We start from the raw sequence: 25,647 nt of genomic DNA, 5'->3' as shown, positions 1-25,647 counted from the left end.
AGTGTTCGTGGTCAGACCACTTGGAGAAATTGATATCAGCAAGAATAATTTGAGGAGAGTGGATAGTTTGTCAACACTTCGTGAAGAAGCACTTCATATGCATAAAGTGCATCAAGGAAAATTAGAAACTGTATCAAAAGTAAAAGTAGAAAATGCAAAAGATTTAAGTCTTGCATATTCTCCAGGGGTTGCAGAACCTTGTAAAGAAATTTATGACGATAAAAGTAAGGTATATGAATATACAATGAAGGGAAATATGGTAGCAGTTGTGACAGATGGAACGGCTGTACTTGGTCTTGGTAACATCGGACCTGAAGCATCTCTTCCAGTAATGGAAGGTAAAGCTGTATTATTCAAGAGCTTTGCTGGTGTAGATGCATTCCCAATTGCCTTAAATACAAACGATGTAGATAAAATTGTTGAAACTGTAAAATTAATGGAGCCAACTTTTGGCGGCGTTAACTTAGAGGATATCGCAGCACCAAACTGCTTCATTATTGAAGAACGTTTGAAAAAAGAAACAAATATTCCTATCTTCCATGATGATCAACACGGAACAGCTATCGTAACAGTAGCGGGTCTTGTGAACGCGCTAAAACTAGTTGGAAAGAAAATGTCTGACATTAAAGTTGTCGCAAATGGCGCAGGTGCAGCAGGTATTGCAATTATTAAACTTTTATATCGCTATGGCGTACGCGACATTATTATGTGTGACCGTAAAGGGGCAATCTATGATGGTCGTCCTACAGGTATGAATCCGGTGAAGGATGAAGTGGCAAAATATACAAATAAGAATCGTATCGAAGGTTCTTTAGCTGATGTTGTACAAGGTGCGGACGTATTCATTGGTGTATCTGCAGAAGGTGCATTAACAGAAGAGATGGTTCGTACAATGAATGACGATGCAATTATTTTTGCAATGGCGAATCCAGTTCCAGAAATTATGCCAGAATTGGCAAAAGCAGCGGGCGCAGCTGTTGTTGGAACGGGTCGTTCTGACTTCGCAAACCAAGTAAATAATGTACTAGCGTTCCCTGGTATTTTCCGCGGTGCACTTGACGTACATGCGACACAAATTAACGAAGAAATGAAGATGGCAGCTGTACAAGCTATTGCTGAGCTTGTAGCAGAAGATGAGTTAAATGCAGACTATATCATTCCAGCACCGTTTGACGCGCGTGTAGCGCCTCAAGTAGCAGCTTACGTTGCAAAAGCTGCAATGGAGACAGGAGTAGCTCGCCGTCAAGTAGATCCAAATGAAGTTGCTGAGAAAACAAAACAATTAGCGCTGATTGGTAAAGAATAAGCGAGGAATTTCCATTGACATCATCAAATACAAAAGTATATCTCGAAATTGTAAAAAAAATCCGTTCCATTATGGAAGAGGATGGATTGGTAGCAGGGGATCGTTTGCCGTCTGAGCGTGAGTTAAGTTCACGTTTAAACGTAGGACGTTCCTCTGTAAGAGAAGCGTTGCGTGCTTTAGAACTTGTAGGATTAATTGAAACGAGACGTGGTGAAGGGACGTTTATTCGAAACTTTTACGATAACGGTCTTGTACAATTGATTGCTCCGTTCTTGCTGCAAGATGAGAAAACAATTCGTGATTTATTACAAACAAAACGATTGCTTGAGAAAGATATGATTCGAATTGTATGTAATTTACCGAAAGAAATGTTTTCTAAAGTGCTAAGTAAATTACATCAAGTGCTTGAAGGAAATGAAAACTCAGTTCCAATGCTTCACCAAACGTTCTTTAAAACACTTATTGAACAAGTCGATAATTATTTACTATATCGCATTTGGATGATCGTAAATGATTACGTATCAACGCTTTCTTGTAAAGTTTCAGGAGATTCTATCGATATGTATAGAAAGCTTTACGCTATTTTGGAAGAAAAACAAGAAAATGATGCACTAAAAATTTACGATGAATTAGTAGAGAATATACAGTTTCACTCGTAATGTATAAAATTTGTCGAAATGACCATGACACGTTATGACAAACATTCTATCGCGTAGCGGTTAAAGTTAAACGTAAAGAGTGAGGTTATTAGACAGATTGAGAAGATAAGGCTAACATCAAACTTTGGTGTTAGCCCAATTTTCTTCTTACGCTAACCTTAGCTCTCAACGAAGGGGGTCAAATTGTGCTAAGAGATTTATTCGTGAAAAAGAAAAAGTACGCTGCAATACCTTCAGAACAAGTACGAAAAGATGTACCAGACGGCGTTATGACAAAATGTCCGAAATGTAAAAAAATCATGTATACGAAAGAGCTTCTAAAAAATTTAAAAGTATGTGTGAATTGTGGATATCATCATCCTATGAATGCATGGGAACGTCTTGATAGTATATTGGACGAAGGGTCATTCCGTGAGTATGACAAAGAAATGGTTTCATTAAATCCACTCGAGTTTCCAGATTATGAAGAGAAACTAGAGAGCGATCGTAAGAAGACTGACTTGAACGAAGCGGTTGTAACTGGTGAAGGAACAATTGATGACATGCTTGTTGTTGTTGCAGTAATGGATTCTCGTTTTCGAATGGGGAGCATGGGCTCTGTTGTAGGAGAAAAAATTGCCCGTGCGGTTGAAAAGGCATACGACTTACAAGTTCCATTTATTATCTTTACTGCTTCGGGTGGTGCCCGTATGCAAGAAGGGATATTAAGTTTAATGCAAATGGCAAAAACAAGCGTAGCTTTGAAAAAGCATAGTAATGCAGGAGGATTATTTATTTCTGTTATGACTCACCCAACGACGGGCGGGGTTTCAGCGAGTTTCGCTTCACTTGGTGATTATAATCTTGCAGAACCAGGGGCGCTGATCGGATTTGCTGGTAGACGTGTAATTGAACAAACGGTGCGTGAGAAACTACCGGAAGATTTCCAAACGGCAGAATTCTTACTAGAACATGGTCAATTAGATGCGGTGGTACATCGTGATGATATGAGAGAATCGCTTCGTAAGATTTTAGAAGTTCATCAAGGAGGGGAAATGGCTGTATGGCAGAGCTAGAATTTGAGAAACCAGTTGTTGAGCTAAGAAATAAGATTCGTGAACTGAAAGACTATACGAAAAACAGCCAGATGGACTTCAGTGAGGAGATTCGTATTTTGGAAGACAAGCTAGAAAATTTAGAGGAAGATATATACGGCAATATGAAAGTATGGGACCGTGTTCAAATTGCTCGTCATGCAGAACGACCGACAACGCTCGATTATATTGAGCACTTATTTACTGATTTTTTTGAATGTCATGGAGATCGTCTATTTGGCGATGATGCAGCGATTGTCGGCGGCATTGCGAAGTATAAAGGGATGCCTGTAACTGTAATCGGGCATCAACGCGGAAAAGATACGAAAGAAAATATTCGCCGTAATTTTGGGATGCCTCACCCAGAAGGATATCGAAAAGCATTGCGTTTAATGAAGCAGGCGGAAAAGTTCAATCGTCCAATTATTTGTTTTATTGATACGAAAGGAGCTTATCCTGGTAAAGCTGCTGAAGAACGTGGTCAAAGTGAAGCGATCGCCCGCAATTTATTTGAAATGGCAGGCTTAACGGTGCCTGTTATTTGTATCGTTATCGGCGAAGGTGGTAGCGGTGGTGCACTAGGTCTTGGAGTAGGAGATTACATTCATATGCTAGAAAATTCCACTTATTCTGTTATTACACCAGAGGGTGCAGCGGCAATTCTTTGGAAAGATGCAGGAAAAGCAAAGGAAGCTGCAGAGGCGATGAGAATTACAGCAGCAGATTTGAAAGAATTAGGTGTAATTGACGAAATTATTCCAGAGACAAAAGGTGGAGCACACCGTAATATTTTGAAACAGTCAGAAAATATAGATTTAATGATTAGAAAAACTTTTGAACAATTAAACGGAATTTCGAAAGATGAATTACTCGAAAAACGTTATGAAAAATATATGAAAATTGGGCAAGTTTCGTTTTCAAACGCTTCCATTTGGATAAAATAAGAAAAGCGTGCGTTCCACTTCGCGAATGCACGTTTTTATTATGAAAAGACACATCTTCTCCATTGTATTTTTATATTTTTTCGTGTTATTTTATTATAAGGCAAATAATCTTTATGAGGTGAGTACAAATGAAACGTATTGGTGTATTAACAAGTGGTGGAGATTCACCTGGTATGAATGCTGCCATTCGTGCAGTTGTTCGTAAAGCGATTTTCCATGATATTGAAGTATATGGTATTTACCATGGATACGCTGGATTAATTTCTGGTCACATTGAAAAATTAGAACTAGGTTCTGTTGGCGATATTATCCACCGCGGTGGTACGAAATTATATACAGCAAGATGTCCTGAGTTTAAAGACCCAGAAGTACGACTAAAAGGTATCGAGCAATTAAAGAAACACGGTATCGAAGGACTTGTTGTTATTGGTGGAGATGGTTCTTACCAAGGCGCTAAAAAATTAACTGAACAAGGATTCCCATGTGTTGGTGTACCAGGTACAATCGACAATGATATCCCTGGAACAGACTTTACAATTGGTTTCGATACAGCTTTAAATACTGTTATTGATGCAATTGATAAAATTCGTGACACAGCTACATCTCATGAACGTACATATGTTATCGAAGTAATGGGACGTCACGCTGGTGATATCGCATTATGGGCTGGTTTAGCTGATGGTGCGGAGACAATCTTAATTCCAGAAGAAGAGTATGACATGGATGAGGTTATCGCTCGTCTGAAACGCGGTAGTGAACGTGGTAAAAAACATAGTATTATCGTTGTAGCTGAAGGTGTTGGAAGTGCAATTGACTTCGGTAAGCACATTGAAGAAGCAACAAACTTTGATACTCGTGTAACTGTATTAGGTCACGTACAACGTGGTGGATCACCAAGTGCACAAGACCGTGTATTAGCAAGTCGTCTTGGTGCAAGAGCAGTTGAATTGTTAATTGCTGGTAAAGGTGGACGTTGTGTAGGTATTCAAAATAATAAACTTGTTGATCATGACATTATCGAAGCGTTAGCTCAAAAACATACAATCGATAAAGATATGTGTCAATTATCTAAAGAATTATCCATCTAATCGGCGTAATGTCGGATATTTGGGAACGGTTTCATAATTTTCGGAGGTGCAATATGCGTAAAACTAAAATTGTATGTACTATAGGTCCTGCTAGTGAAAGTATTGAAAAATTAGAGCAATTAATCGAAGCAGGTATGAACGTTGCTCGTTTAAACTTCTCTCATGGTAGCCATGAAGAGCACGGCGCTCGTATTAAAAACATTCGTGAAGCTTCAAAGAAAACTGGTAAAACAGTTGGTATCTTACTTGATACAAAAGGTCCAGAAATCCGTACTCACGACTTCGTAGACGGACAAGCTGAGCTTGTAACAGGTGCAGAAGTAGTTATTTCTACTGAGCAAGTATTAGGTACTGCAGAGAAGTTCTCTGTATCTTATGCTGGTCTTTATGACGATGTAAACCCAGGTTCTCGTATTCTAATCGATGACGGTCTTATCGAGCTAGAAGTAATCGAAAAAGCTGACGGAAACATCCGTACAAAAGTTCTTAACAGCGGAACTGTAAAAAATAAAAAAGGTGTTAACGTACCAAACGTAAGCATTAAGCTTCCTGGTATCACTGAAAAAGACGTAAAAGATATCATCTTCGGTATCGAGCAAAAAGTTGATTTCATCGCAGCTTCATTCGTACGTAAAGCAGCTGACGTATTAGAAATCCGTGAATTACTAGAAGAGCATAACGCTCAATACATCCAAATCGTACCAAAAATCGAAAACCAAGAGGGTATCGACAACATCGATTCAATCTTAGAGGTTTCTGACGGTTTAATGGTAGCTCGTGGTGATATGGGTGTAGAAATTCCACCAGAAGAAGTACCATTAGTACAAAAACGTCTAATCAAAAAATGTAACGTGTTAGGTAAACCAGTTATTACTGCAACACAAATGTTAGATTCTATGCAACGTAACCCACGTCCAACTCGTGCGGAAGCAAGTGACGTAGCTAACGCAATCTTCGATGGTACAGACGCAATCATGCTTTCAGGTGAAACAGCTGCTGGACAATACCCAGTAGAAGCAGTAACAATGATGGCTAACATTGCAGTACGTGTTGAAAAATCATTACAATATGAAGATATGTTCAAAAAACGTATTAAAGAGTTCACTCCAACAATTACAGATGCAATTAGCCAATCTGTTGCGCATACAGCACTTGCTCTTGATGTAGCTGCAATCGTAGCTCCAACAGAAAGTGGATATACTGCGAAAATGATCTCTAAATACCGTCCAAAATCTCCAATCGTAGCTGTAACATCTGACGAGCAAGTAGGACGTCGTCTTGCACTTGTTTGGGGTGTACAAGCATTTATGGCTGAGAAGCGTGCAGCTTCTACTGACGAAATGTTAGATACAGCGATTCAAACAGGTATGGATGCAGGTCTAATCGGACTTGGAGACACTGTAGTAATCACTGCTGGTGTTCCAGTTGCTGAAACTGGTACAACAAACTTAATGAAAATCCACGTTGTTGGTGAAGAGGTTGCTAAAGGACAAGGAATCGGTCGTAAAGCTGCAAAAGGTAAAGTAGTTGTAGCGAAAACAGCTGCTGAAGCTGTAGCAAACGTAAACGAAGGTGATATCCTTGTTACAACAAGCACTGATAAAGATATGATTCCTGCAATTGAAAAAGCTGCTGCTCTAGTTGTAGAAGAAGGCGGCCTAACAAGCCATGCGGCTGTTGTAGGTGTATCAATCGGTATTCCTGTTATCGTTGGTGTAAACGGCGTAACAGCAACTTTAAAAAATGGCCAAGAAGTAACAGTTGATGCAGCACGCGGAATTGTTTATAATGGACATGCGGAAGTGCTATAAGTAATACGGAGAGAAGGATCGGAGTCCTTCTCTTTTTTTTACACAAAAATGAGGTGAAACTAGCTTTAAACGTCTGAAATTGCTTTTAAAAGCTGTTTGTTATGAAGTTTGATGGGAAAGTGCGTTTAGCTTTTATATGGTGTATATGGACGTTGTGAGGGTGTTTAAAGTGATAGGATATGAAAGGAGTGTAGAACTATGAAGTGGTTACTATTCTTGTTTATATTAATACCGGCTATTGAGATTACAGTCTTAATTGGATCGAGTCATGTAATAGGTTTGTGGTCTACGTTCGCTATGATTGTATTTACAGGTGTTGTAGGTGTATATTTGGCGAAAAGACAAGGGTTTAAAGTACTTGGAGAGATTCAATCTAAGTTGAATAGAGGAGAAATGCCAGGAGCGGCAGTACTAGATGGTATTTTTATCTTTGTAGGGGGTATTCTTTTAGTACTTCCTGGATATGTAACGGATATAATAGGTTTAATCTTTGTTATCCCGATGACGAGGGCTTTATTGAAGCCGTTTATTATGAAGTGGATGGAATGGAAGTTTAGAAAAAACTCAACTATTATTGTGCAGAAATAGTGCTTGGATTATAGCAATCTAAGCACTATTTTTTTGTCTGTAAAAGGATGAGAGAGTGGTTAAAGTTCAGTTAATGAAAGGTGTGTTTTAATATGCGGCGAATGTGACGGTTAATAATCGATGGGGATAGGATCCTTGTAGATTAAAGTTTTACTTTGTTGTATTTGTTGTGTATTTTTCGATTTGAGGAGTTATTAGCTCTTAATCAGTGTGTTTAAAGTGGGAATCTGAACTTAAGATTGTTTTTGTATGTAAAAGAATGAATTGGAACGAAAAGAGTTAAATAAGGGCAGGTAAATGGTCAGTTTAAGTCTCATTCTGTGCTATTTTGTATATTTATTCATTTACATAAAAAGTAATAAATGTAAGTAATAATTATAATATTAATAGAATAAATATGTAAAAACACCACGAAATATGCATTTTTTATGCAAAAAAACAAGAGAATTATCTTTTTTGAGTGCAATTCTCTTGTTTTATGTAATGAGTATGAAAAATAAGTACAAGGAATAATCAGTGGGAATTTCCCACTGATTACATGTAAGTTTTTTGTTGTGTATGAATTAGAAACTATTATTTTGAAGGTGAGCCTTTAATATATTTCCACAAATCATGGAATACACGAGCTTTGTGCAATGTATTAAGTAGTACTAAGGTGACTGGACCGATGATTAATCCTAAGAAGCCAAAGAGCTTAAAGCCGACAAATAGAGCAATCAGTGTTGCTAATGGATCAAGGCCGATATTAGATGAAAGTACCTTTGGCTCCATAATTTGTCTTTGGACAATCACGACGATATATAAAATGAGAAGACCGATGGCAAAAGCAGTGTCGCCAGTGAAAAATACGTATATAACCCAAGGAACGAAGACAGCTCCTGTTCCTAAATACGGGAGTAAATCTACAACCCCTGTAATAATCGCGATAGTAATGGCGTATGGTACGCGTAATATTAAAAGTCCGATTAGTACAATAACAGTTGTCATAGATACGAGTGTAAGTTGCGCTTTAACAAAACCGAATAAAGCTTTTCTTAAATCCACAAAAATAGTTTTTCCATAGCCATGAACACGGTTGGGCAAAAACTTTCTTACTTTCTGAGCAAGACGATGCCAATCGTAACTAATGAAGAAAGTGGCTAATAAAACGAATACAAGTACAGTTAAAGTAGTTGGTAGTGCACTAATGAAATTTGTTAACCCGCTTATAATAGCGGTTAAAAGTTCTTTCATTTGCGTCGTTGCTTCGGTTCCTAAGTTTTGAATGTTTTGTGTAATCGTATAGCGCTGCGGTTCCCCAAGATGATTAAATTTAGAGATTAAATCATCGTAGAGAGGCATAATATGATTAAGTGCAAACTGCTGAGCGAATGCAACGATATCCGGAAATTTTACTGTAACAAGTTGTAGTAAGTATGTTGTGGCAGATATTGCTTCTGTTACAAGATATGTAACGAGTCCGACGATAGCTCCAAATACGAGAATTAAGCTAACGAGTACTGCGAGTGCGCGAGGAAATTGTAGTTTTTGATTCAGGAAATTGACGACAGGATTAATTAAATAAGCAAATGCGAAAGCGATAATAAAAGGATAGATAAGTCCTGACATATATAGTAATGCATAGAACCCGGCTACCGTCGCTACAATGACAAATACGAGTCGCAATATCATATATAGTAAGTTTCGATTCAAAGATGTATACCTCCCATTCCAATTTGGATTATCCTAATTCGTTCAACTTATAACGAGTGTGCCCCACTGATTAAAGTTTCACTTTATGTTATAGTGGAATGATGGATTTTCCTGCTTTTTCAGTATGTGAGTGACTGTGAAAGCTTGGTGTTGATGCTTCTACTATATGGTAAAAACTTCATTTTCTCTTCTTTTTATTTTACCTGTTTCTAATTAGAAAAGAAAGGAGAGACGCCCGTTTTTTAAAATGTATACATGCTTACATTTGGATGGTGAAAGTCTCAGTTTGTCATTTTAAAATGCGTAAAAAAATGAAGTGATTCATGTTGAATAGGCATCGATATAGCATGTATAACGATAGGTTTAAAGGTATTTTTGTTTGGAAATGAGTTCATTATTTTCAGAAAGGAAGTGCAAACATGATTAGTCAGTCAACGTTATTTTTATTCATACTACTTATTATAGGACTTATTGCGAAAAACCAATCGCTTACTGTAGCTATTGGTGTGTTATTTCTATTAAAATTTACATTTCTAGGGGATAAAGTCTTTCCTTATCTACAAACGAAAGGGATTAACCTCGGTGTTACGGTTATTACAATAGCAGTACTCGTACCGATTGCGACGGGGGAAATAGGATTTAAGCAACTTGGAGAAGCAGCGAAATCGTATTATGCATGGATTGCTTTAGCTTCAGGGGTAGCAGTTGCTCTGTTAGCAAAAGGTGGCGTACAATTATTAACGACAGATCCTCATATTACAACTGCGCTCGTTTTCGGGACAATTATAGCAGTTGCTTTATTTAATGGGGTCGCTGTAGGTCCATTAATTGGGGCTGGAATTGCCTATGCAGTAATGAGTATTATACAGATGTTTAAATAAGGAATTTTATAGTAATATAAAATTTTTGAATTCTTTCTGTTCACAAAAGTCAGATAATTGTTTATAATAGGATTAGAAACTTTGAAAAGTTACATAACAGCAGAGACTTTACACCAGATAAAATAAAAACAACATAAAACAATTTTATAATGATATTGTTTTATGTTGTTTTTATCATAAAACTCTTCGGAATTCATTTTCCTCACTAACTTGTTGTTTTGAGCGTGAGGATTCGGGGAGACATTCACGCTCATGCTTTCCATGTAGACAATGGACAATAAGAGGGGAACATCGCAACAAATTTGCATGATCGTGCATTTTGCTTGCCTAAAGAGTGAACGGGCGTTCATAATTCAAAAGGGGAGCAAATAGATATAAGAAGCAAGGTTGGGAGAATTTTCAGGAAAAGGAGAGAATGTCATGACTGTTATTCGAGGTTTAGAAGGGGTAGTAGCAACAACATCATCTGTGAGCTCTATTATTGATGATACATTAACTTATGTTGGGTATAATATTGATGATTTAGCTGAGAATGCTACATTTGAAGAAGTAGTGTACTTATTATGGCATCGCAAGCTTCCTAACGAGCAAGAACTAGCGAAATTTAATGAGATTGTATCGGAATACTATAAAGTTCCAGGTGAGATTTTAGCATATTTGAAACAAGTAGATTTAAAAATCGCACATCCGATGTCTGTTTTACGAACTGCAATTTCCATGCTATCATTATACGATGAGAGCGCTGAAATTATGGATGAAAAGTCCAATTATTTGAAAGCGGTTAAATTACAGGCTCAAGTGGGTACTTTAGTTGCTGCTTACGCAAGAATCCGTAAAGGTTTAGATGTTGTTGAGCCTAGAAATGATTTATCATTAGCTGCAAACTTCTTGTACATGTTAAATGATCGCGAGCCAAATGAAGTTGAAATTGAAGCTTTTGATAAGGCGCTTGTACTTCACGCAGATCATGAGTTAAACGCTTCTACATTTACTGCACGCGTTTGTGTAGCTACACTTTCAGATGTATATTCTGGCATTACAGCAGCAATCGGTGCGTTAAAAGGTCCTCTTCACGGTGGGGCAAATGAAAATGTAATGAAGATGTTAACTGAAATTGGCGAAGAAGAAAATGTAGAATCATATATTCATAATGCTCTTCAAAATAAAGTGAAAATCATGGGCTTTGGCCACCGTGTATATGAGCAGGGTGATCCGCGTGCAAAACATTTACGCGAAATGTCTAAGAGATTATGCGTGCTTTTAGGAGAAGAGAAATGGTATAATATGTCTATCAAAATTGAAGACATTGTAACAAAAGAAAAAGGTCTTCCACCAAATGTTGATTTCTATTCAGCTTCTGTATACCATTGTTTAGGAATTGACCATGACTTATTTACACCTATTTTTGCAATTAGCCGTATGTCAGGCTGGTTAGCTCATATTCTAGAACAATATGAAAATAACCGTTTAATCCGTCCGCGTGCTGATTATAATGGACCAACACATCAAGTGTATGTTCCAATTGCACAACGATAAGCGAATAACACTATTTTGATAGTGAAAATACGCTTTCAAAAGTCTGATTTTTTCGGAAAGATGTAATGATTAGAATATTTTAATTTGACTAACGGTTTGAACTGAGGGGTTATTCCCTCAGTTTCATACATATGAAATTTCAAACATGGGGGTTATCACATTGACGACAGGTGAAAAAATTACTGTAACTAATGGTGTTATGAATGTACCAAACAATCCGATTATTCCATTTATCGAAGGAGATGGAATTGGTCCTGATATTTGGGCAGCTGCATCTCGTGTACTAGAAGCAGCAGTTGAAAAAGCTTATGATGGTGAGAAGAAAATCGTTTGGAAAGAAGTGCTTGCAGGGGAAAAAGCATTCAACCAAACAGGCGAGTGGTTACCAGAAGAAACTTTAAATTTAATTCGTGAATATTTAATCGCGATTAAAGGTCCACTTACAACTCCAGTTGGCGGTGGTATTCGTTCTCTAAACGTAGCACTTCGTCAAGAATTAGATTTATATGTATGTCTACGTCCAGTTCGTTATTTTGAAGGTGTTCCTTCACCTGTAAAACGTCCGGAAGATACTGATATGGTTATTTTCCGTGAAAATACAGAAGACATTTATGCTGGAATTGAATATGCGCAAGGATCTCCAGAAGCAGAAAAAGTTCTTGCTTTCTTAAAAGAAGCAATGGGTGTTAATAAAATCCGCTTCCCAGAAACATCTGGTATTGGTATTAAACCAATCTCAGAAGAAGGGACAAAGCGTCTTGTTCGTGCTGCAATTCAATATGCAATTAACGAAAAACGCTCTTCTGTTACATTAGTTCATAAAGGAAACATTATGAAATTTACAGAAGGTGCTTTCAAAAACTGGGGTTACGAAGTAGCGGAACAAGAATTCGGCGACAAAGTATTTACTTGGGCTGAATATGATCGTATCGTTGAGAAAGATGGCAAAGATGCAGCGAATAAAGCGATGGCAGACGCTGAAGTGGCTGGAAAAATCATCGTAAAAGATTCTATTGCAGACATCTTCTTACAACAAATTTTAACTCGTCCACGTGAGTTCGATGTTGTTGCAACAATGAACTTAAACGGAGACTACATCTCTGATGCACTTGCTGCACAAGTAGGTGGAATTGGTATTGCACCTGGTGCAAACATTAACTATGTAACTGGACATGCTATCTTTGAAGCTACGCACGGTACAGCTCCAAAATATGCAGGTTTAGATAAAGTAAACCCATCTTCAGTTCTTCTTTCTGGTGTATTATTATTAGAGCACTTAGGATGGAACGAAGCTGCGAAATTAGTAACTGCTTCAGTTGAGAAAACAATTGCTTCAAAAGTAGTAACTTATGATTTCGCACGCTTAATGGAAGGTGCAACAGAAGTGAAATGTTCTGAGTTCGCTAATGAACTTATTAAAAACATGGATGTAGCGATAATCAAAAACGCATAATTAAAGCGGGGGGTAAATTATGACAATCAAACGCAAGAAGGTTTCAGTCATCGGTGCAGGATTTACAGGAGCAACAACAGCATTCTTATTAGCACAAAAAGAACTTGCAGATGTTGTACTAGTGGACATCCCACAACTGGAAAATCCAACAAAAGGGAAAGCGTTAGATATGTTAGAAGCGAGCCCAGTACAAGGTTTTGATGCTAACATTATTGGAACATCTGATTACGCAGATACTGCTGATTCTGACGTTGTTGTAATTACAGCAGGTATTGCACGTAAGCCTGGTATGAGCCGTGATGACTTAGTAGCAACAAACTCTAAAATTATGAAAAGTATTACGCGCGACATTGCAAAACATTCACCAAATGCGATTATTGTTGTATTAACAAATCCAGTTGATGCAATGACATATTCTGTATTTAAAGAAGCAGGATTCCCGAAAGAGCGTGTTATCGGTCAATCGGGCGTATTAGATACAGCTCGTTTCCGTACATTCATCGCACAAGAATTAAATCTTTCTGTGAAAGACATTACAGGATTTGTTCTTGGTGGACACGGTGATGATATGGTACCTCTTGTACGTTATTCTTATGCAGGTGGCATTCCGTTAGAAACGTTAATTCCGAAAGAGCGTTTAGAAGCAATCGTAGAACGTACCCGTAAAGGTGGCGGCGAGATTGTAGGCTTATTAGGAAACGGTAGTGCATATTACGCACCAGCTGCTTCTTTAGTTGAAATGACAGAAGCAATCTTAAAAGATCAACGCCGTGTATTACCGGCTATTGCGTACCTTGAAGGTGAATACGGTTATAGTGACCTTTACTTAGGGGTACCAGTAATTCTAGGTGGTAACGGAATTGAAAAAATTATTGAATTAGAACTTCTTGCAGATGAAAAAGAAGCGTTAGATCGCTCTGTAGAATCTGTACGTAATGTTATGAAGGTTCTTGTTTAATCATTAAATATAAGTAGAAAAAGATTCGGGGCCCCGAATCTTTTTCTACTATTTATACAAATGTTTTTTTGAAATAACATGAAAACGCTATCATTTGTAATATCCTATAATGAAACTGTAGATTTATACTATACATTGCCCTCATCATAGTAAATGTCGGATCAAGTATCGCTTTTAGTAGGATAATAAGGTGAAAAAATCGGAGGGGGTTGTAACATGTTAAAGAAAAAAGTTCAAATTGGTCGTAAAATGGATGAAATTACAGTAGGAGAGAAATTATCTATCACTGAAAAAATTGAGGATAAAGATTTGTTATTGTACTTAGGGTTAACGAATGATGCCAATCCATTATATATTCAGCATGATTACGCATCCCAAACTCCGTATGAAAAGCCGATTGTACCAAGCATTATGCTAACGGGAATGATTACAACGGCAGTTACGAAATATTTACCAGGTCCAGGTAGTCATATTACGAGAAAGGACCTTACGTTCGTGAAGCATGTTCACCATTATGAAACGTTACAAATCCACTTTGAAGTTGTGGCTGTTTCTGAGGAGGAACATACAATTGATATGCTTGTATCTGCTCATGATGAAAAAGGGGATACTGTTGTGAAAGGCTCATTAACAGTAACGCCACCTTACAAATCAGTCTCTATTATGGAAAAAGCATTAGATAATTTTTAAAACATGAAAATGTGAATAGCGCTAGCATACCTTTCATAAGGGGGCTAGCGCTATTTTTAGTTGAAGAATCCCTCTTTGAACCCTTCAGCAAAATCTGAACACCCCGTTTTAATCGTATCCCAGCTCGGTACGTTAAAAGTAAGGAAACATGTTACTACTAAAGTTAAAATAGGTAGTAATATTCGCATAATAGCTCCTTTGTTGAGTTTATTTATATATTAAAATTAATAATATATAAATTGATAATTAAAGTCAATTAAAGGGGTTTTTTAAGATGAAGTGGAAGAGAGAAGACGTTATCTTTGAAACGATAAGAGAAGCTGAAGTGTGGGCGGACGGGGTTGCGAATGAAATGCATGGAAGAGTATTTGATGGGTATGAAACGCTAGATTATAAAATAGCGTACGCTGTATCTTTTTCTTAGCGCAAAGTCGAGAATATCATATCCATACGAGTATTGAATTTAATAAAGATATAGAAGTGTATAAAGTATGGATCACTACAAGTTAATTGCGCAATCCGAATCCATGAATAGACAATTATATTGAGAGGGACCTTGTTTTCTAGTATGATGAGAATAACGGGGAAAATACTAGGATGAAGAAGGTTTCAAGTCTATAACTTGGAGGAAAAGAATGAACAATCGTATTTTAGTAGTTGATGATGAGGAGTTTATCTTAACTTTAATCGAATTTAATTTACAACAAGCTGGTTTTGAAGTGATAACAGCGATGGATGGAGAAATGGCGCTTCAAAAAGCGACAACAGAACGTCCAGATTTAATTATATTAGATTTAATGCTTCCAAAAATGGATGGTATGGAAGTATGTAAAGAATTACGATTGCAGCGCGTTATGACGCCGATTTTAATGTTGACAGCAAAAGATGATGAGTTTGATAAGGTGCTAGGTCTTGAACTTGGGGCGGATGATTATATGACGAAGCCATTTAGCCCAAGGGAAGTTGTTGCGCGTGTGAAGGCAATTTTACGCCGCACGAAATTACAACAAGAAGAGCAAGTTACAGAATCGTCAGATGAAGAGAGCATTACAATTGCTGAACTTAAAATTTTACCGGAGTTTTATGAGGCTTATTTCCAAGGAAGAAAGCTTGAATTAACACCAAAAGAATTTGAACTACTTGTTTATCTTGCGAAAAATAAAAGTCGCGTATTAACGCGTGATCAATTATTAAGTGCTGTATGGAATTATGATTTCGCTGGTGATACACGAATTGTTGACGTTCATATTAGCCATTTGCGCGATAAAATTGAACAAAATACGAAAAAACCGACGTACATTAAAACGATACGTGGTTTAGGATATAAATTAGAGGAGCCAAAAGGGGATGAATAAATTTCGTTCCAGGCTTCTTTTTACATTTGTTTCTCTTATTGTTTTTATTTTAGTCGGACTCGGTTTATTGCTGGAAACCGTGTTTGAAAACTATTATATAGATCATGCGAAAGAGAGAATGGTAAAAGAGACAGAGTATGTTGCGGTATTAGCAGAAGAACAAGGTTTTGATGATGTTTTTAAAAATCCATATATATTTAAAAAGCTAGAAGAAAAAATTCAGGCTTCTATTGCCTTTGTAGATGAGAAAAAGAAAGTTCAATATAGCGGGGGAGAACCGTCTGCTTTTAGCCAAGGGATAATAAAAGAACTTTCCTCTGAAACAACGAAACAAAGAAATAAAGTCATTACGAAAGAAACAGATCAAAATAATGAATTTTACCATGCGGTGTTCGTGCAAGATGTAGCAGGGAAACAAGGATACATTTTGGTGAAGAGCACAATTGAGCCTTTGAAAGACGTTCATCAAAAAACGTGGGGATTATTAATTATCGGATTTGTTATTGCGTGTCTTGTAGTCGTATTTTTAGGTATGAAAATTACAGGGCAATATATTAGGCCGATTGAGTCCGTTACGAAAGTTGCCATCGAATTAGCGAAGGGTAATTATAAAGCACGCGCTTATGAAAGTCATTCGGATGAAACGGGAATGTTAAGTAAAGCGATTAATATTTTAGCTCGTAATTTACAAGAGATGACACTTGAGCAAGAAATGCAACAAGATCGTCTGCATACGTTAATTGAAAATATGGGAAGCGGAATGATTTTAATTGATAGCCGCGGTTATATCAACCTTGTAAACCGTTCGTATAAGGAAACTTTCCACGTCACAGATGAAGAATATTTAGATCGTTTATATTATGAGTCGTTTCATCATCCGGAAATTATAGAGCTTGTGGAAGAAATCTTTATGACAGAAGTGAAGGTGCGCAAACAAATGTTATTGCCACTTGGAATTGAGCGAAAGCATTTCGAGGTATATGGAGCACCGATTATCGGGACGAACCATGAATGGAAAGGGATTGTCCTTGTATTCCATGACATTACTGAGCTGAAAAAGTTAGAACAAATGAGAAAAGACTTTTTAGCGAATGTTTCTCATGAACTAAAAACGCCGATTACTTCTATTAAAGGTTTTTCAGAAACACTTTTAGACGGTGCTATGGATAATAAAAAATTCTGCGAGCATTTCTTGCATATTATTTTAAAAGAAAGTGAACGTATGCAAGGATTAATTGAAGATTTATTAGATTTATCAAAGATTGAGCAACAAGGATTTAAATTGAATATGGGTACCGTTGATATGAAGGGACTTCTTGAAGATATTCATATGGTGCTTGATAATAAAGCGGGAGAAAAAGAAATCTCTTTACAAGTAAATGCATTAAAACGTGTCTCTGTCATTGGAGATCCAAGTCGTTTGCAGCAAATCTTTATTAATTTAATGAATAACGCAATCGTATATACACCGGCTGGAGGCGTTGTTTCTGTAGAATTAGCAGAAGATAAATATAATGCTTATATAAAAGTGTCGGATACTGGAATTGGTATTAGTAAAGATGAAATTCCACGTATTTTTGAACGCTTTTACCGAGTGGATAAAGCGAGAAGTAGAAATACTGGTGGTACAGGCCTTGGGTTATCGATTGTAAAGCATTTAGTTGAGGCCCATCACGGTACGATTACAGTGGATAGTGAAGTAGGAGAAGGGACAACCTTTACAGTTGTTTTACCAAAATCAGCAACTGAAAAATAGGATGAAGGATGTTTACAATATATTAACAATGGCTTAATTAAATATTAATAAAGCTCTGTTAATATAATACATGAAAACCCCTTCATCCAAGGAGTAATTTTGGACGAGAATAGTTAAGCTGTTCTCGTCACTTCCCTTTATGCCAATATCAGTCTGTTTTATATATGAAAGAAAATAACCGTTATTTTTCTTCTCTCTATTAGTCATGTTAATATAGAGAGAGGAAAGAAACGGTTTTTTTCTGTGAAAAAAATCATTTCAAATTTGTATGGGGAGGTTTCTGATTTGGAAAAAAAGGTCGTATTAGTAGATGGTAATAATATCGCGTATCGTGCTTTCTTTGCACTACCGCTTTTAAATAACGACAAAGGTATACATACGAACGCAATTTACGGTTTTACAATGATGTTAATGAGAATATTAGAGGAAGAAAAACCGACGCATATGTTAGTAGCATTTGATGCTGGGAAAACGACATTCCGTCATAAAACATATAGTGAGTATAAAGGAGGACGTCAAAAGACTCCGCCTGAGTTATCAGAGCAATTCCCATTTATTCGTGAGATGCTTGATGCATTCAATGTACCGCGTTATGAATTAGAAAATTATGAAGCGGATGACATTATGGGAACGCTAGCGAAAGAAGCGAGTGAACAAGGAGCTAGTGTAAAAGTTATTTCAGGAGATAAAGATTTACTTCAACTTGTTTCTGATAACACGCTTGTATGCATTCCTAGAAAAGGGATTACGGAAGTAGATGAATATACGAAAGAAGCTTTATTTGAGAAATACAGTTTATCACCGAAGCAAATTATCGATATGAAAGGTTTAATGGGAGACCAATCAGATAATATTCCAGGTGTACCAGGAGTTGGTGAAAAAACTGCGATTAAATTGTTAACACAGTTTGGAACGGTTGAAGAAGTGTATGAAAATATAGATCAAGTAAGCGGGAAGAAATTAAAAGAAAAGCTGGAAGCAAATAAAGACCAAGCTCTTATGAGTAAAGATCTTGCAACCATTATTACAGACGCACCGATTACTGTGCATGTGGATGATATGGAGTATAAAGGATATGAGCCAAGTGATGTCATTCCAATGTTCGAGAATTTAGGATTCACATCTCTTTTAAATAAATTAGGTGTTACGCCAGAAGAAACGGCTCCAGCTGAATTAGATGATATTACATTTGATATTGTAGAAGAAGTTACAGAAGAAATGCTTCAGCAAGATAGTGCGCTTATCGTTGAAGTACAAGAAGATAATTATCATAAAGCAGATATTCAAGGTTTCGGTATTCAAAATGAAAACGGATGTTACTTTATTCAGACAGACATTGCACTTAAGTCAGATGCTTTTAAAGAGTGGCTTGCAGATGGAGAAATGAGAAAGTACACATTTGATGCGAAGCGTGCGATCGTTGCACTGAAATGGAACGGTATAGATATGCAAGGGATTGACTTTGATCTATTAATTGCTGCTTACTTACTTGACCCAGCTGATACAGATAAAGATTTCCGTACTGTAGCGAAAATGAAAGAAACGCATGCTGTGAAATCTGATGAAGAAGTTTACGGAAAAGGTGCGAAGCGTGCTGTTCCAGAGCTAGAGATAGTAGCGGAGCATGTAGCTCGTAAAGTGCATGTATTATATGATGTGAAGCAAACATTCGTTGAAGAGTTAGAAAAGAATGAGCAATATGAACTGTTTACAGAGTTAGAATTACCACTTGCACGTGTATTAGCTGATATGGAAGTAAAAGGTGTAAAAGTTGATACAGAACGTCTTCGTAATATGGGAGAAGAACTTGCAGGTAGATTAAAGGAAATGGAACAGGAAATTTATAAGCTGGCGGGAACAGAATTTAATATTAATTCACCGAAGCAGCTTGGTGTTATTCTGTTTGAGAATTTAAACTTACCGGTTATTAAGAAGACGAAAACAGGATATTCTACGTCAGCTGATGTACTAGACAAGCTGATGGATCACCATGAAATTATTCCAAACATTTTACATTACCGTCAATTAGGGAAACTAAATTCAACTTATATTGAAGGTTTATTAAAAGTTGTACATGAAGATTCATCTAAAATCCATACTCGTTTCAATCAAGTATTAACGCAAACGGGCCGATTAAGTTCAACGGATCCAAACTTACAAAATATCCCGATTCGATTAGAAGAAGGAAGAAAGATTCGTCAGGCATTCGTTCCATCAGAAGAAGGATGGATTATGTACGCAGCGGATTATTCACAAATTGAACTTCGTGTATTAGCTCATATTGCAAATGATAAAGGGCTAGTCGACGCGTTCCAACATGACATGGATATTCATACGAAAACAGCTATGGATGTATTTGGCGTTGAAAAAGATGAAGTAACTTCAAATATGAGACGACAAGCGAAAGCTGTTAACTTCGGAATTGTGTATGGTATTAGTGATTATGGTCTTTCACAAAACTTAGGAATTACAAGAAAAGCAGCAGCGGAATTTATTGAAAAGTATTTAGAAAGTTTCCCTGGTGTACAAGAATACATGGATGACATCGTAAAAGATGCGAAACAAAAAGGATATGTAGCTACATTATTAAATCGCCGCCGTTACATTCCGGAAATTACGAGTCGTAATTTTAACTTGCGTAGCTTTGCTGAGCGTACAGCTATGAATACACCAATTCAAGGTACTGCAGCAGATATTATTAAAAAAGCGATGATTATTATGGCAGATCGTTTAGAAGAAGAAGGATTACAAGCGCGTCTTCTATTGCAAGTACACGATGAATTAATATTTGAAGCACCAAAAGAAGAAATTGAAAAATTAGAGAAGCTTGTACCAGAAGTAATGGAGCATGCAATTGAACTCGCAGTTCCGTTGAAAGTTGATTATTCTTACGGTCCAACTTGGTACGACGCAAAATAAGGAAGTGATGAAATGCCTGAATTACCAGAGGTTGAAAACGTCAGACGGACACTTGAAAATCTTGTAACAGGAAAAACGATTGAAGATGTTATTGTTACTTATCCGAAAATCGTAAAACGACCGGATGATGCAGAAATCTTTAAAGAAATGCTAAAAGGCGAGACGATTGAAAATATAAAGCGAAGAGGAAAGTTTTTGCTTTTATATGTAACAAATTATGTCATTGTTTCACATTTGCGTATGGAAGGTAAGTTTTTACTGCATCAAGAGGATGAGCCAATTGATAAGCATACGCACGTCCGTTTCTTATTTACAGATGGAACTGAATTACATTATAAAGATGTGAGAAAGTTTGGTACGATGCATCTCTTTAAAAAAGGTGAGGAAATGAATCAAATGCCTCTTGCTGACTTAGGTCCGGAGCCATTTGATGCTGAATTGACACCACAGTATTTACAAGAGAGATTGCAAAAGACAAATCGTAAAATAAAAGTTGTATTATTAGACCAGCGCCTTTTAGTAGGACTTGGAAATATATATGTAGATGAAGTTTTATTCCGTTCTCAAATTCATCCAGAACGAGAAGCGTCGTCTTTAACAGTAGAAGAAATTGAGCGAATTTATGAGGCGACTGTTACAACGTTAGGTGAAGCAGTGAAGCGTGGCGGAAGTACAATTCGAACGTATATCAACTCACAAGGGCAAATTGGCTCATTCCAAGAACTTCTAAATGTATATGGAAAAAAAGGAGAACCGTGTGTGACTTGCGGTACGATATTAGAAAAAACAGTTGTTGGTGGAAGAGGAACGCATTACTGCCCAATTTGTCAGCCAAGAATATAGAAAAGAGATAACATCGGATAGGCATTTGTCATATACATACAGCAGAGCTATGTATAAGGGAGGAGCTTACCGATGTACCTTTATTTATCTCTTATTTTATTAGCTTTTACATTAAGCTTAGATAGCTGTAGTGTAGGGCTAACATATGGTTTAAGAAGCGTAAGAATTCCACTAAGATCAATTGTAATTATCGGAATGTGTTCAGCGGCTGTTATGCTTGTTTCAATGGGAATTGGACATATGATCGCGAAAGTATTTTCACCTGTTATCGCAACGCGTATCGGTGGGCTTGTTCTTATTGGAATAGGAATTTGGGTATTATACCAATTTTTTCGAAGTGAGAAAAAAGAAGAACCGAAGCAAGAGGAGAAGGTATGGAAATTAGAGATTGCCTCGCTTGGGTTAGTCATTCAAATTTTACGGAAACCGACTGTAGCAGATTTCGATAAATCAGGCACCATTTCTGCAGGAGAAGCGTTACTTCTTGGTATCGCTCTTTCTGTAGATTCATTTGGTGCTGGAATTGGTGCATCTTTATTAGGGTATGCACCTGCTATGATGGCGATATTAGTTGCAGTGATGAGTTCTTTGTTTTTATTTATTGGAATGAAACTTGGAACGGTTTTATCAAATATGAAATGGTTGCAAAAATTTACATTCCTGCCTGGGGTATTACTCATTATTATTGGAATTTGGAAAATGTAAGTACGGGCGTGGAACATTAGTTTCGCGCCTTTTATTATGAGGAGGATTATATGATGACAGTAGTAATTGGATTAACGGGAGGTATTGCAAGCGGAAAAAGTACAGTATCTCAAATGTTTCGCGAGCTAAATATACCAGTTATTGATGCAGATATTATTGCGCGAGAAGTTGTAGAACGAGGAAAGCCAGCATATAACAAAATTGTAGAAGTGTTTGGAACAGAAGTATTACAAGAAGATGGAGAACTAGATCGTCCAAAACTAGGAAGTGTCGTTTTCTATAATGAAGAGAAACGATTGCAGTTAAACAAAATTGTTCATCCTGCAGTGCGTGAGGAAATGAATAGGCAAAAGGAAATGTACATAAAAGAAGGTATGCAAGCGGTTGTGTTAGATATTCCTCTCTTATTTGAAAGTAAATTAACAAGTCTCGTTGACCGCGTTTTAGTTGTAGCAGTTAAGCCACATACGCAATTAGAACGTTTAATGAAGCGAAATAATTTTTCAGAAGAAGAAGCGACAGCTCGTATTCAATCTCAAATGCCGTTAGAAGAAAAAGTGAAACATGCAGATGAAGTGATAAATAATGATGGCACAATTATGGGAACGAAAACACAATTACAGGGGATTTTAAAGAAATGGAACATTATTGACTAAAAAATTGTGAAATTAATGAAAATGCTTAGTGACATATCCCCTTTTTGTGTTATACTATTATTGGGATTGGAGATAAATAGTATAACGCATTCAAGGGGGATAACATATTATGACTCGTGTGGCAATTAATGGATTTGGACGTATTGGGAGAATGGTATTTCGTCAGGCAATAAAAGAAAGCGCATTCGAAATTGTAGCAATCAATGCAAGCTATCCATCTGAAACGTTAGCACATTTAATTAAATATGATACAGTTCACGGCAAGTTTGACGGAACAGTAGAAGCATTTGAAGATCACTTATTAGTTGATGGGAAAATGATTCGCCTTTTAAACAACCGCGATCCAAAGGAATTGCCTTGGACAGATTTAGGTGTTGAAGTTGTAATTGAAGCAACTGGTAAATTTAATTCAAAAGAAAAAGCAATTCTTCACGTTGAAGCTGGAGCGAAAAAAGTTATTTTAACAGCGCCTGGTAAAAATGAAGATGTAACAATTGTAGTAGGTGTGAACGAAGACCAATTAGATATTACAAAACATACTGTTATTTCAAATGCATCTTGTACAACAAACTGTTTAGCACCTGTTGTGAAGGTGTTAGATGAGCAGTTTGGAATTGAAAACGGTTTAATGACGACAGTTCACGCTTATACAAATGACCAAAAAAATATTGATAACCCACATAAAGATTTAAGAAGAGCACGTGCTTGCGGACAATCAATTATTCCGACAACGACAGGTGCTGCGAAAGCGCTAGCAAAAGTTCTTCCGCATTTAAATGGAAAACTTCACGGTATGGCACTTCGTGTACCAACACCAAACGTGTCTCTTGTTGACTTAGTAGTAGATGTAAAACGTGATGTGACAGTTGAAGCTATTAACGATGCATTCAAAACTGTTGCAAACGGTGCGTTAAAAGGCATTGTAGAATTCAGCGAAGAGCCTTTAGTATCTATTGACTTTAATACAAATACACACTCAGCTATCATTGATGGTTTATCTACAATGGTAATGGGTGATCGTAAAGTGAAAGTGCTGGCTTGGTATGATAACGAGTGGGGCTACTCTCGTCGTGTTGTAGATCTTGTAACGTTAGTTGTTGACGAATTAGCGAAGCAAGAAAATGTGCAACATATTTAAGTGAATAAGGGAGAGGGCAAGTGGAAGATTTGCCCTCTTTTTTTTATTTTTTTCTGAAAAGGAAAAAAATTATAGGAGTATATTTTTGAAAGTGGACATACCACGAAACGTTGGGGTTACTGTATTTGTGAATCATTTATTTTTTTTAGGGAAAAGTAAAGAGGAAAATATGACAGAAAATCGAAAAAACTGTTGTTGCAAAATGAAAATAAACAAAGTATACTAACACTCGTAAACTTAAGAGCTGAGGTACGTAGTCACTACTTAAAGGGTTAGGACCTCTCTGGACTAACTTTCCCCCGTGGTAGTGGAGCAAGCCAAATTGCAAATTAGTTTTCAATTCGAACAGTTAGAATAAATTTACAAGGGGGAACTGTAGAATGGATACTATGGATACGATGGGTCGTCACGTGATCGCTGAACTTTGGGATTGCGATTTCGACAAGCTTAATGACATGCCGTATATTGAACAATTATTTGTGGATGCAGCACTAAGAGCTGGTGCTGAAGTGCGTGAGGTTGCTTTCCATAAATTTGCACCACAAGGTGTAAGTGGAGTAGTAATTATCTCGGAATCACATTTAACAATTCATAGCTTTCCGGAGCACGGTTACGCAAGTATTGATGTTTATACTTGTGGGGATCGTATTGATCCAAATGTTGCTGCAGAATATATTGCAGAAGGTTTAAACGCGAAAACGCGTGAGAGCATCGAGCTTCCTCGAGGCACTGGTAGCTTCGAAATTAAGCAGAGAGAAACAAAAGCTCTTTAAAAAAGAACATAATTGATTTAAAATGTAAAGAGGTGTATAATGCACCTCTTTTTTAGTTTATAAAAAAGGGAAAATATAATGTACTCGTTAGTTGAATAAATGGAGCTCTTACGAATAAGTTAACAACGCATCTATCATCGTATTTTTTTAAACGAGATAATAATGCGCTTAAACTTAAAGTGGTAAGAGAGTTAAAATGAGTTATATAATAATGTATATATATTGTCAGATGAAGTAAGTAGAGAAAAAATAAAGAGTATAGTGTAAAGGAGTGAATATATTGCGTTGTCCATCCTGTTCTCATAATGGTACAAGAGTGTTAGATTCGCGTCCGGTAGACGAGGGGCGCTCTATTCGAAGAAGGAGAGAGTGTGAAAGCTGTTTAAGCCGCTTTACGACATTTGAAAGAGTGGAAGAGTCACCTCTTATCGTTGTAAAAAAAGAAGGAACACGAGAAGAGTTTAATAAAGAAAAGATTTTACGTGGCTTAATTAAAGCGTGTGAAAAAAGACCAGTATCTTTAAGACAATTAGAAGAAGTGACTCAAAGTGTGGAACGTGAACTTCGTAATTTAGGTATATCAGAAGTGAAAAGTGATATGATTGGTGAAATTGTTATGGAAGAACTACGTGATATCGATGATGTTGCTTACGTGCGTTTTGCTTCTGTATATCGCCAATTTAAAGATTTAAATGTATTTATTGAAGAATTAAAAGATATACTGCAAAAAGAAAGAGAGTAGAATCTGTATCGTATTCTCTTTACATACCGTAAGTAATGAGATAAGAGAGCTAGAAGCGAAAGCTAATAGCTCTTTTTCGCT

23 protein-coding genes and 1 pseudogene are annotated in these 25,647 nt (G+C 36.9%); 22 read left to right on the top strand and 2 right to left on the bottom strand.

Features of this window, described 5'->3' with window-relative positions; genetic code table 11:
• Positions 1-97 precede the first annotated feature (97 nt).
• The 7 genes from ACTFR9_RS15415 to ACTFR9_RS15385 all read left to right on the top strand — a co-directional run bounded on the left by ACTFR9_RS15415 (position 98) and on the right by ACTFR9_RS15385 (position 7,469).
• Positions 98-1,306 carry an NAD(P)-dependent malic enzyme gene (locus tag ACTFR9_RS15415; protein WP_001970845.1) on the top strand — a complete coding sequence of 403 codons (1,209 nt, stop codon included), beginning with the start codon at positions 98-100 and terminating at the stop codon, positions 1,304-1,306.
• 14 nt (positions 1,307-1,320) lie between these two features.
• The gene (locus ACTFR9_RS15410) at positions 1,321-1,965 is read left to right on the top strand and encodes a FadR/GntR family transcriptional regulator (RefSeq protein ID WP_000204431.1); all 645 of its coding nucleotides are present in this window, start codon (positions 1,321-1,323) and stop codon (positions 1,963-1,965) included.
• A gap of 185 nt (positions 1,966-2,150) precedes the next feature.
• The gene (gene accD / locus ACTFR9_RS15405) at positions 2,151-3,020 is read left to right on the top strand and encodes an acetyl-CoA carboxylase, carboxyltransferase subunit beta (RefSeq protein ID WP_000942861.1); all 870 of its coding nucleotides are present in this window, start codon (positions 2,151-2,153) and stop codon (positions 3,018-3,020) included.
• Positions 3,008-3,982, top strand: a complete 975-nt coding sequence (gene accA, locus ACTFR9_RS15400; protein ID WP_000818796.1) for an acetyl-CoA carboxylase carboxyl transferase subunit alpha — start codon at positions 3,008-3,010, stop codon at positions 3,980-3,982. Before accD ends, accA begins: the two co-directional genes overlap by 13 nt.
• A 128-nt stretch (positions 3,983-4,110) precedes the next feature.
• The gene (pfkA, locus tag ACTFR9_RS15395) at positions 4,111-5,070 is read left to right on the top strand and encodes a 6-phosphofructokinase (RefSeq protein ID WP_000821160.1); all 960 of its coding nucleotides are present in this window, start codon (positions 4,111-4,113) and stop codon (positions 5,068-5,070) included.
• Positions 5,071-5,123: 53 nt separating this feature from the next.
• Positions 5,124-6,881 (top strand): pyruvate kinase, encoded by a 1,758-nt coding sequence (gene pyk / locus ACTFR9_RS15390; RefSeq protein WP_001232661.1) that lies wholly within the window; start codon positions 5,124-5,126, stop codon positions 6,879-6,881.
• A gap of 198 nt (positions 6,882-7,079) precedes the next feature.
• Complete coding sequence (locus ACTFR9_RS15385) at positions 7,080-7,469, top strand: FxsA family protein (protein WP_000871626.1); 390 nt, start codon at positions 7,080-7,082, stop codon at positions 7,467-7,469.
• Between the two features lie 573 nt (positions 7,470-8,042).
• Here ACTFR9_RS15385 and ytvI read toward each other — a convergent pair.
• On the bottom strand, positions 8,043-9,161 hold the full coding sequence (ytvI, locus tag ACTFR9_RS15380) for a sporulation integral membrane protein YtvI (RefSeq protein ID WP_001081397.1): 1,119 nt from the start codon (positions 9,159-9,161) through the stop codon (positions 8,043-8,045).
• A gap of 419 nt (positions 9,162-9,580) precedes the next feature.
• On the opposite strand from ytvI, the gene ACTFR9_RS15375 reads away from it, so the two are divergent.
• From ACTFR9_RS15375 to ACTFR9_RS15355, 5 genes are all read left to right on the top strand, one after another.
• On the top strand, positions 9,581-10,042 hold the full coding sequence (locus tag ACTFR9_RS15375; RefSeq protein ID WP_000625507.1) for a DUF441 domain-containing protein: 462 nt from the start codon (positions 9,581-9,583) through the stop codon (positions 10,040-10,042).
• A 387-nt stretch (positions 10,043-10,429) separates the two neighbouring features.
• The gene (gene citZ, locus ACTFR9_RS15370; protein WP_000503660.1) at positions 10,430-11,578 is read left to right on the top strand and encodes a citrate synthase; all 1,149 of its coding nucleotides are present in this window, start codon (positions 10,430-10,432) and stop codon (positions 11,576-11,578) included.
• Positions 11,579-11,738: 160 nt separating this feature from the next.
• Positions 11,739-13,031, top strand: coding sequence for an NADP-dependent isocitrate dehydrogenase (gene icd, locus ACTFR9_RS15365; RefSeq protein ID WP_000206898.1), 1,293 nt, complete (start codon positions 11,739-11,741; stop codon positions 13,029-13,031).
• Positions 13,032-13,050: 19 nt separating this feature from the next.
• Positions 13,051-13,989 carry a malate dehydrogenase gene (mdh, locus tag ACTFR9_RS15360; protein WP_000153232.1) on the top strand — a complete coding sequence of 313 codons (939 nt, stop codon included), beginning with the start codon at positions 13,051-13,053 and terminating at the stop codon, positions 13,987-13,989.
• Positions 13,990-14,205: 216 nt separating this feature from the next.
• Positions 14,206-14,679, top strand: a complete 474-nt coding sequence (locus ACTFR9_RS15355) for a MaoC family dehydratase (protein ID WP_000914178.1) — start codon at positions 14,206-14,208, stop codon at positions 14,677-14,679.
• 56 nt (positions 14,680-14,735) lie between these two features.
• On the opposite strand, the gene ACTFR9_RS15350 is transcribed toward ACTFR9_RS15355, so the two are convergent.
• Positions 14,736-14,867, bottom strand: a complete 132-nt coding sequence (locus tag ACTFR9_RS15350) for a hypothetical protein (protein ID WP_001993614.1) — start codon at positions 14,865-14,867, stop codon at positions 14,736-14,738.
• An 86-nt stretch (positions 14,868-14,953) separates the two neighbouring features.
• Here ACTFR9_RS15350 and ACTFR9_RS15345 point away from each other — a divergent pair.
• From ACTFR9_RS15345 to nrdR, 10 genes and pseudogenes are all read left to right on the top strand, one after another.
• Positions 14,954-15,189, top strand: a pseudogene (locus ACTFR9_RS15345) (hypothetical protein).
• Between the two features lie 125 nt (positions 15,190-15,314).
• Positions 15,315-16,034, top strand: coding sequence for a two-component system response regulator PhoP (phoP, locus tag ACTFR9_RS15340; protein WP_001065225.1), 720 nt, complete (start codon positions 15,315-15,317; stop codon positions 16,032-16,034).
• Positions 16,027-17,790, top strand: a complete 1,764-nt coding sequence (gene phoR / locus ACTFR9_RS15335; RefSeq protein WP_098947034.1) for a sensory box histidine kinase PhoR — start codon at positions 16,027-16,029, stop codon at positions 17,788-17,790. Before phoP ends, phoR begins: the two co-directional genes overlap by 8 nt.
• Positions 17,791-18,075: 285 nt before the next feature.
• Positions 18,076-20,709 carry a DNA polymerase I gene (gene polA, locus ACTFR9_RS15330; RefSeq protein WP_000412813.1) on the top strand — a complete coding sequence of 878 codons (2,634 nt, stop codon included), beginning with the start codon at positions 18,076-18,078 and terminating at the stop codon, positions 20,707-20,709.
• Positions 20,710-20,721: 12 nt separating this feature from the next.
• On the top strand, positions 20,722-21,552 hold the full coding sequence (mutM, locus tag ACTFR9_RS15325) for a DNA-formamidopyrimidine glycosylase (RefSeq protein ID WP_001114483.1): 831 nt from the start codon (positions 20,722-20,724) through the stop codon (positions 21,550-21,552).
• Positions 21,553-21,624: 72 nt separating this feature from the next.
• On the top strand, positions 21,625-22,257 hold the full coding sequence (gene ytaF, locus ACTFR9_RS15320) for a sporulation membrane protein YtaF (protein ID WP_000281751.1): 633 nt from the start codon (positions 21,625-21,627) through the stop codon (positions 22,255-22,257).
• A gap of 53 nt (positions 22,258-22,310) precedes the next feature.
• The gene (coaE, locus tag ACTFR9_RS15315; protein WP_000219295.1) at positions 22,311-22,913 is read left to right on the top strand and encodes a dephospho-CoA kinase; all 603 of its coding nucleotides are present in this window, start codon (positions 22,311-22,313) and stop codon (positions 22,911-22,913) included.
• A gap of 109 nt (positions 22,914-23,022) precedes the next feature.
• Complete coding sequence (locus ACTFR9_RS15310) at positions 23,023-24,051, top strand: glyceraldehyde-3-phosphate dehydrogenase (protein ID WP_000198972.1); 1,029 nt, start codon at positions 23,023-23,025, stop codon at positions 24,049-24,051.
• A gap of 389 nt (positions 24,052-24,440) precedes the next feature.
• Positions 24,441-24,824, top strand: a complete 384-nt coding sequence (speD, locus tag ACTFR9_RS15305) for an adenosylmethionine decarboxylase (RefSeq protein WP_002003660.1) — start codon at positions 24,441-24,443, stop codon at positions 24,822-24,824.
• Between the two features lie 280 nt (positions 24,825-25,104).
• Positions 25,105-25,566: a transcriptional regulator NrdR gene (gene nrdR, locus ACTFR9_RS15300; protein WP_001203687.1), complete on the top strand. Its 462-nt coding sequence runs from the start codon at positions 25,105-25,107 to the stop codon at positions 25,564-25,566.
• Positions 25,567-25,647: the final 81 nt, after the last annotated feature.

Source organism: Bacillus cereus group sp. MYBK222-1, assembly GCF_051916425.1.
GTDB classification, from domain to species: domain Bacteria; phylum Bacillota; class Bacilli; order Bacillales; family Bacillaceae_G; genus Bacillus_A; species Bacillus_A paranthracis.
The sequence above is the reverse complement of the archived record's forward strand: the minus strand, read 5'-3'. Positions and strand labels throughout refer to the sequence as shown.

What these genes read in the sequence shown, in the direction of transcription:
- pyk (WP_001232661.1), top strand. Translation starts at nt 5,124, where the DNA reads ATGCGTAAAACTAAAATTGTATGTACTATAGGTCCTGCTAGTGAAAGT.
- pfkA (WP_000821160.1), top strand. Translation starts at nt 4,111, where the DNA reads ATGAAACGTATTGGTGTATTAACAAGTGGTGGAGATTCACCTGGTATG.
- mutM (WP_001114483.1), top strand. Translation starts at nt 20,722, where the DNA reads ATGCCTGAATTACCAGAGGTTGAAAACGTCAGACGGACACTTGAAAAT.
- phoR (WP_098947034.1), top strand. Translation starts at nt 16,027, where the DNA reads ATGAATAAATTTCGTTCCAGGCTTCTTTTTACATTTGTTTCTCTTATT.
- phoP (WP_001065225.1), top strand. Translation starts at nt 15,315, where the DNA reads ATGAACAATCGTATTTTAGTAGTTGATGATGAGGAGTTTATCTTAACT.
- ACTFR9_RS15350 (WP_001993614.1), bottom strand. Translation starts at nt 14,867, where the DNA reads ATGCGAATATTACTACCTATTTTAACTTTAGTAGTAACATGTTTCCTT.
- coaE (WP_000219295.1), top strand. Translation starts at nt 22,311, where the DNA reads ATGACAGTAGTAATTGGATTAACGGGAGGTATTGCAAGCGGAAAAAGT.
- speD (WP_002003660.1), top strand. Translation starts at nt 24,441, where the DNA reads ATGGATACGATGGGTCGTCACGTGATCGCTGAACTTTGGGATTGCGAT.
- ACTFR9_RS15385 (WP_000871626.1), top strand. Translation starts at nt 7,080, where the DNA reads ATGAAGTGGTTACTATTCTTGTTTATATTAATACCGGCTATTGAGATT.
- mdh (WP_000153232.1), top strand. Translation starts at nt 13,051, where the DNA reads ATGACAATCAAACGCAAGAAGGTTTCAGTCATCGGTGCAGGATTTACA.
- ACTFR9_RS15355 (WP_000914178.1), top strand. Translation starts at nt 14,206, where the DNA reads ATGTTAAAGAAAAAAGTTCAAATTGGTCGTAAAATGGATGAAATTACA.
- ACTFR9_RS15375 (WP_000625507.1), top strand. Translation starts at nt 9,581, where the DNA reads ATGATTAGTCAGTCAACGTTATTTTTATTCATACTACTTATTATAGGA.
- ytaF (WP_000281751.1), top strand. Translation starts at nt 21,625, where the DNA reads ATGTACCTTTATTTATCTCTTATTTTATTAGCTTTTACATTAAGCTTA.
- ACTFR9_RS15310 (WP_000198972.1), top strand. Translation starts at nt 23,023, where the DNA reads ATGACTCGTGTGGCAATTAATGGATTTGGACGTATTGGGAGAATGGTA.
- ACTFR9_RS15415 (WP_001970845.1), top strand. Translation starts at nt 98, where the DNA reads ATGCATAAAGTGCATCAAGGAAAATTAGAAACTGTATCAAAAGTAAAA.
- accA (WP_000818796.1), top strand. Translation starts at nt 3,008, where the DNA reads ATGGCAGAGCTAGAATTTGAGAAACCAGTTGTTGAGCTAAGAAATAAG.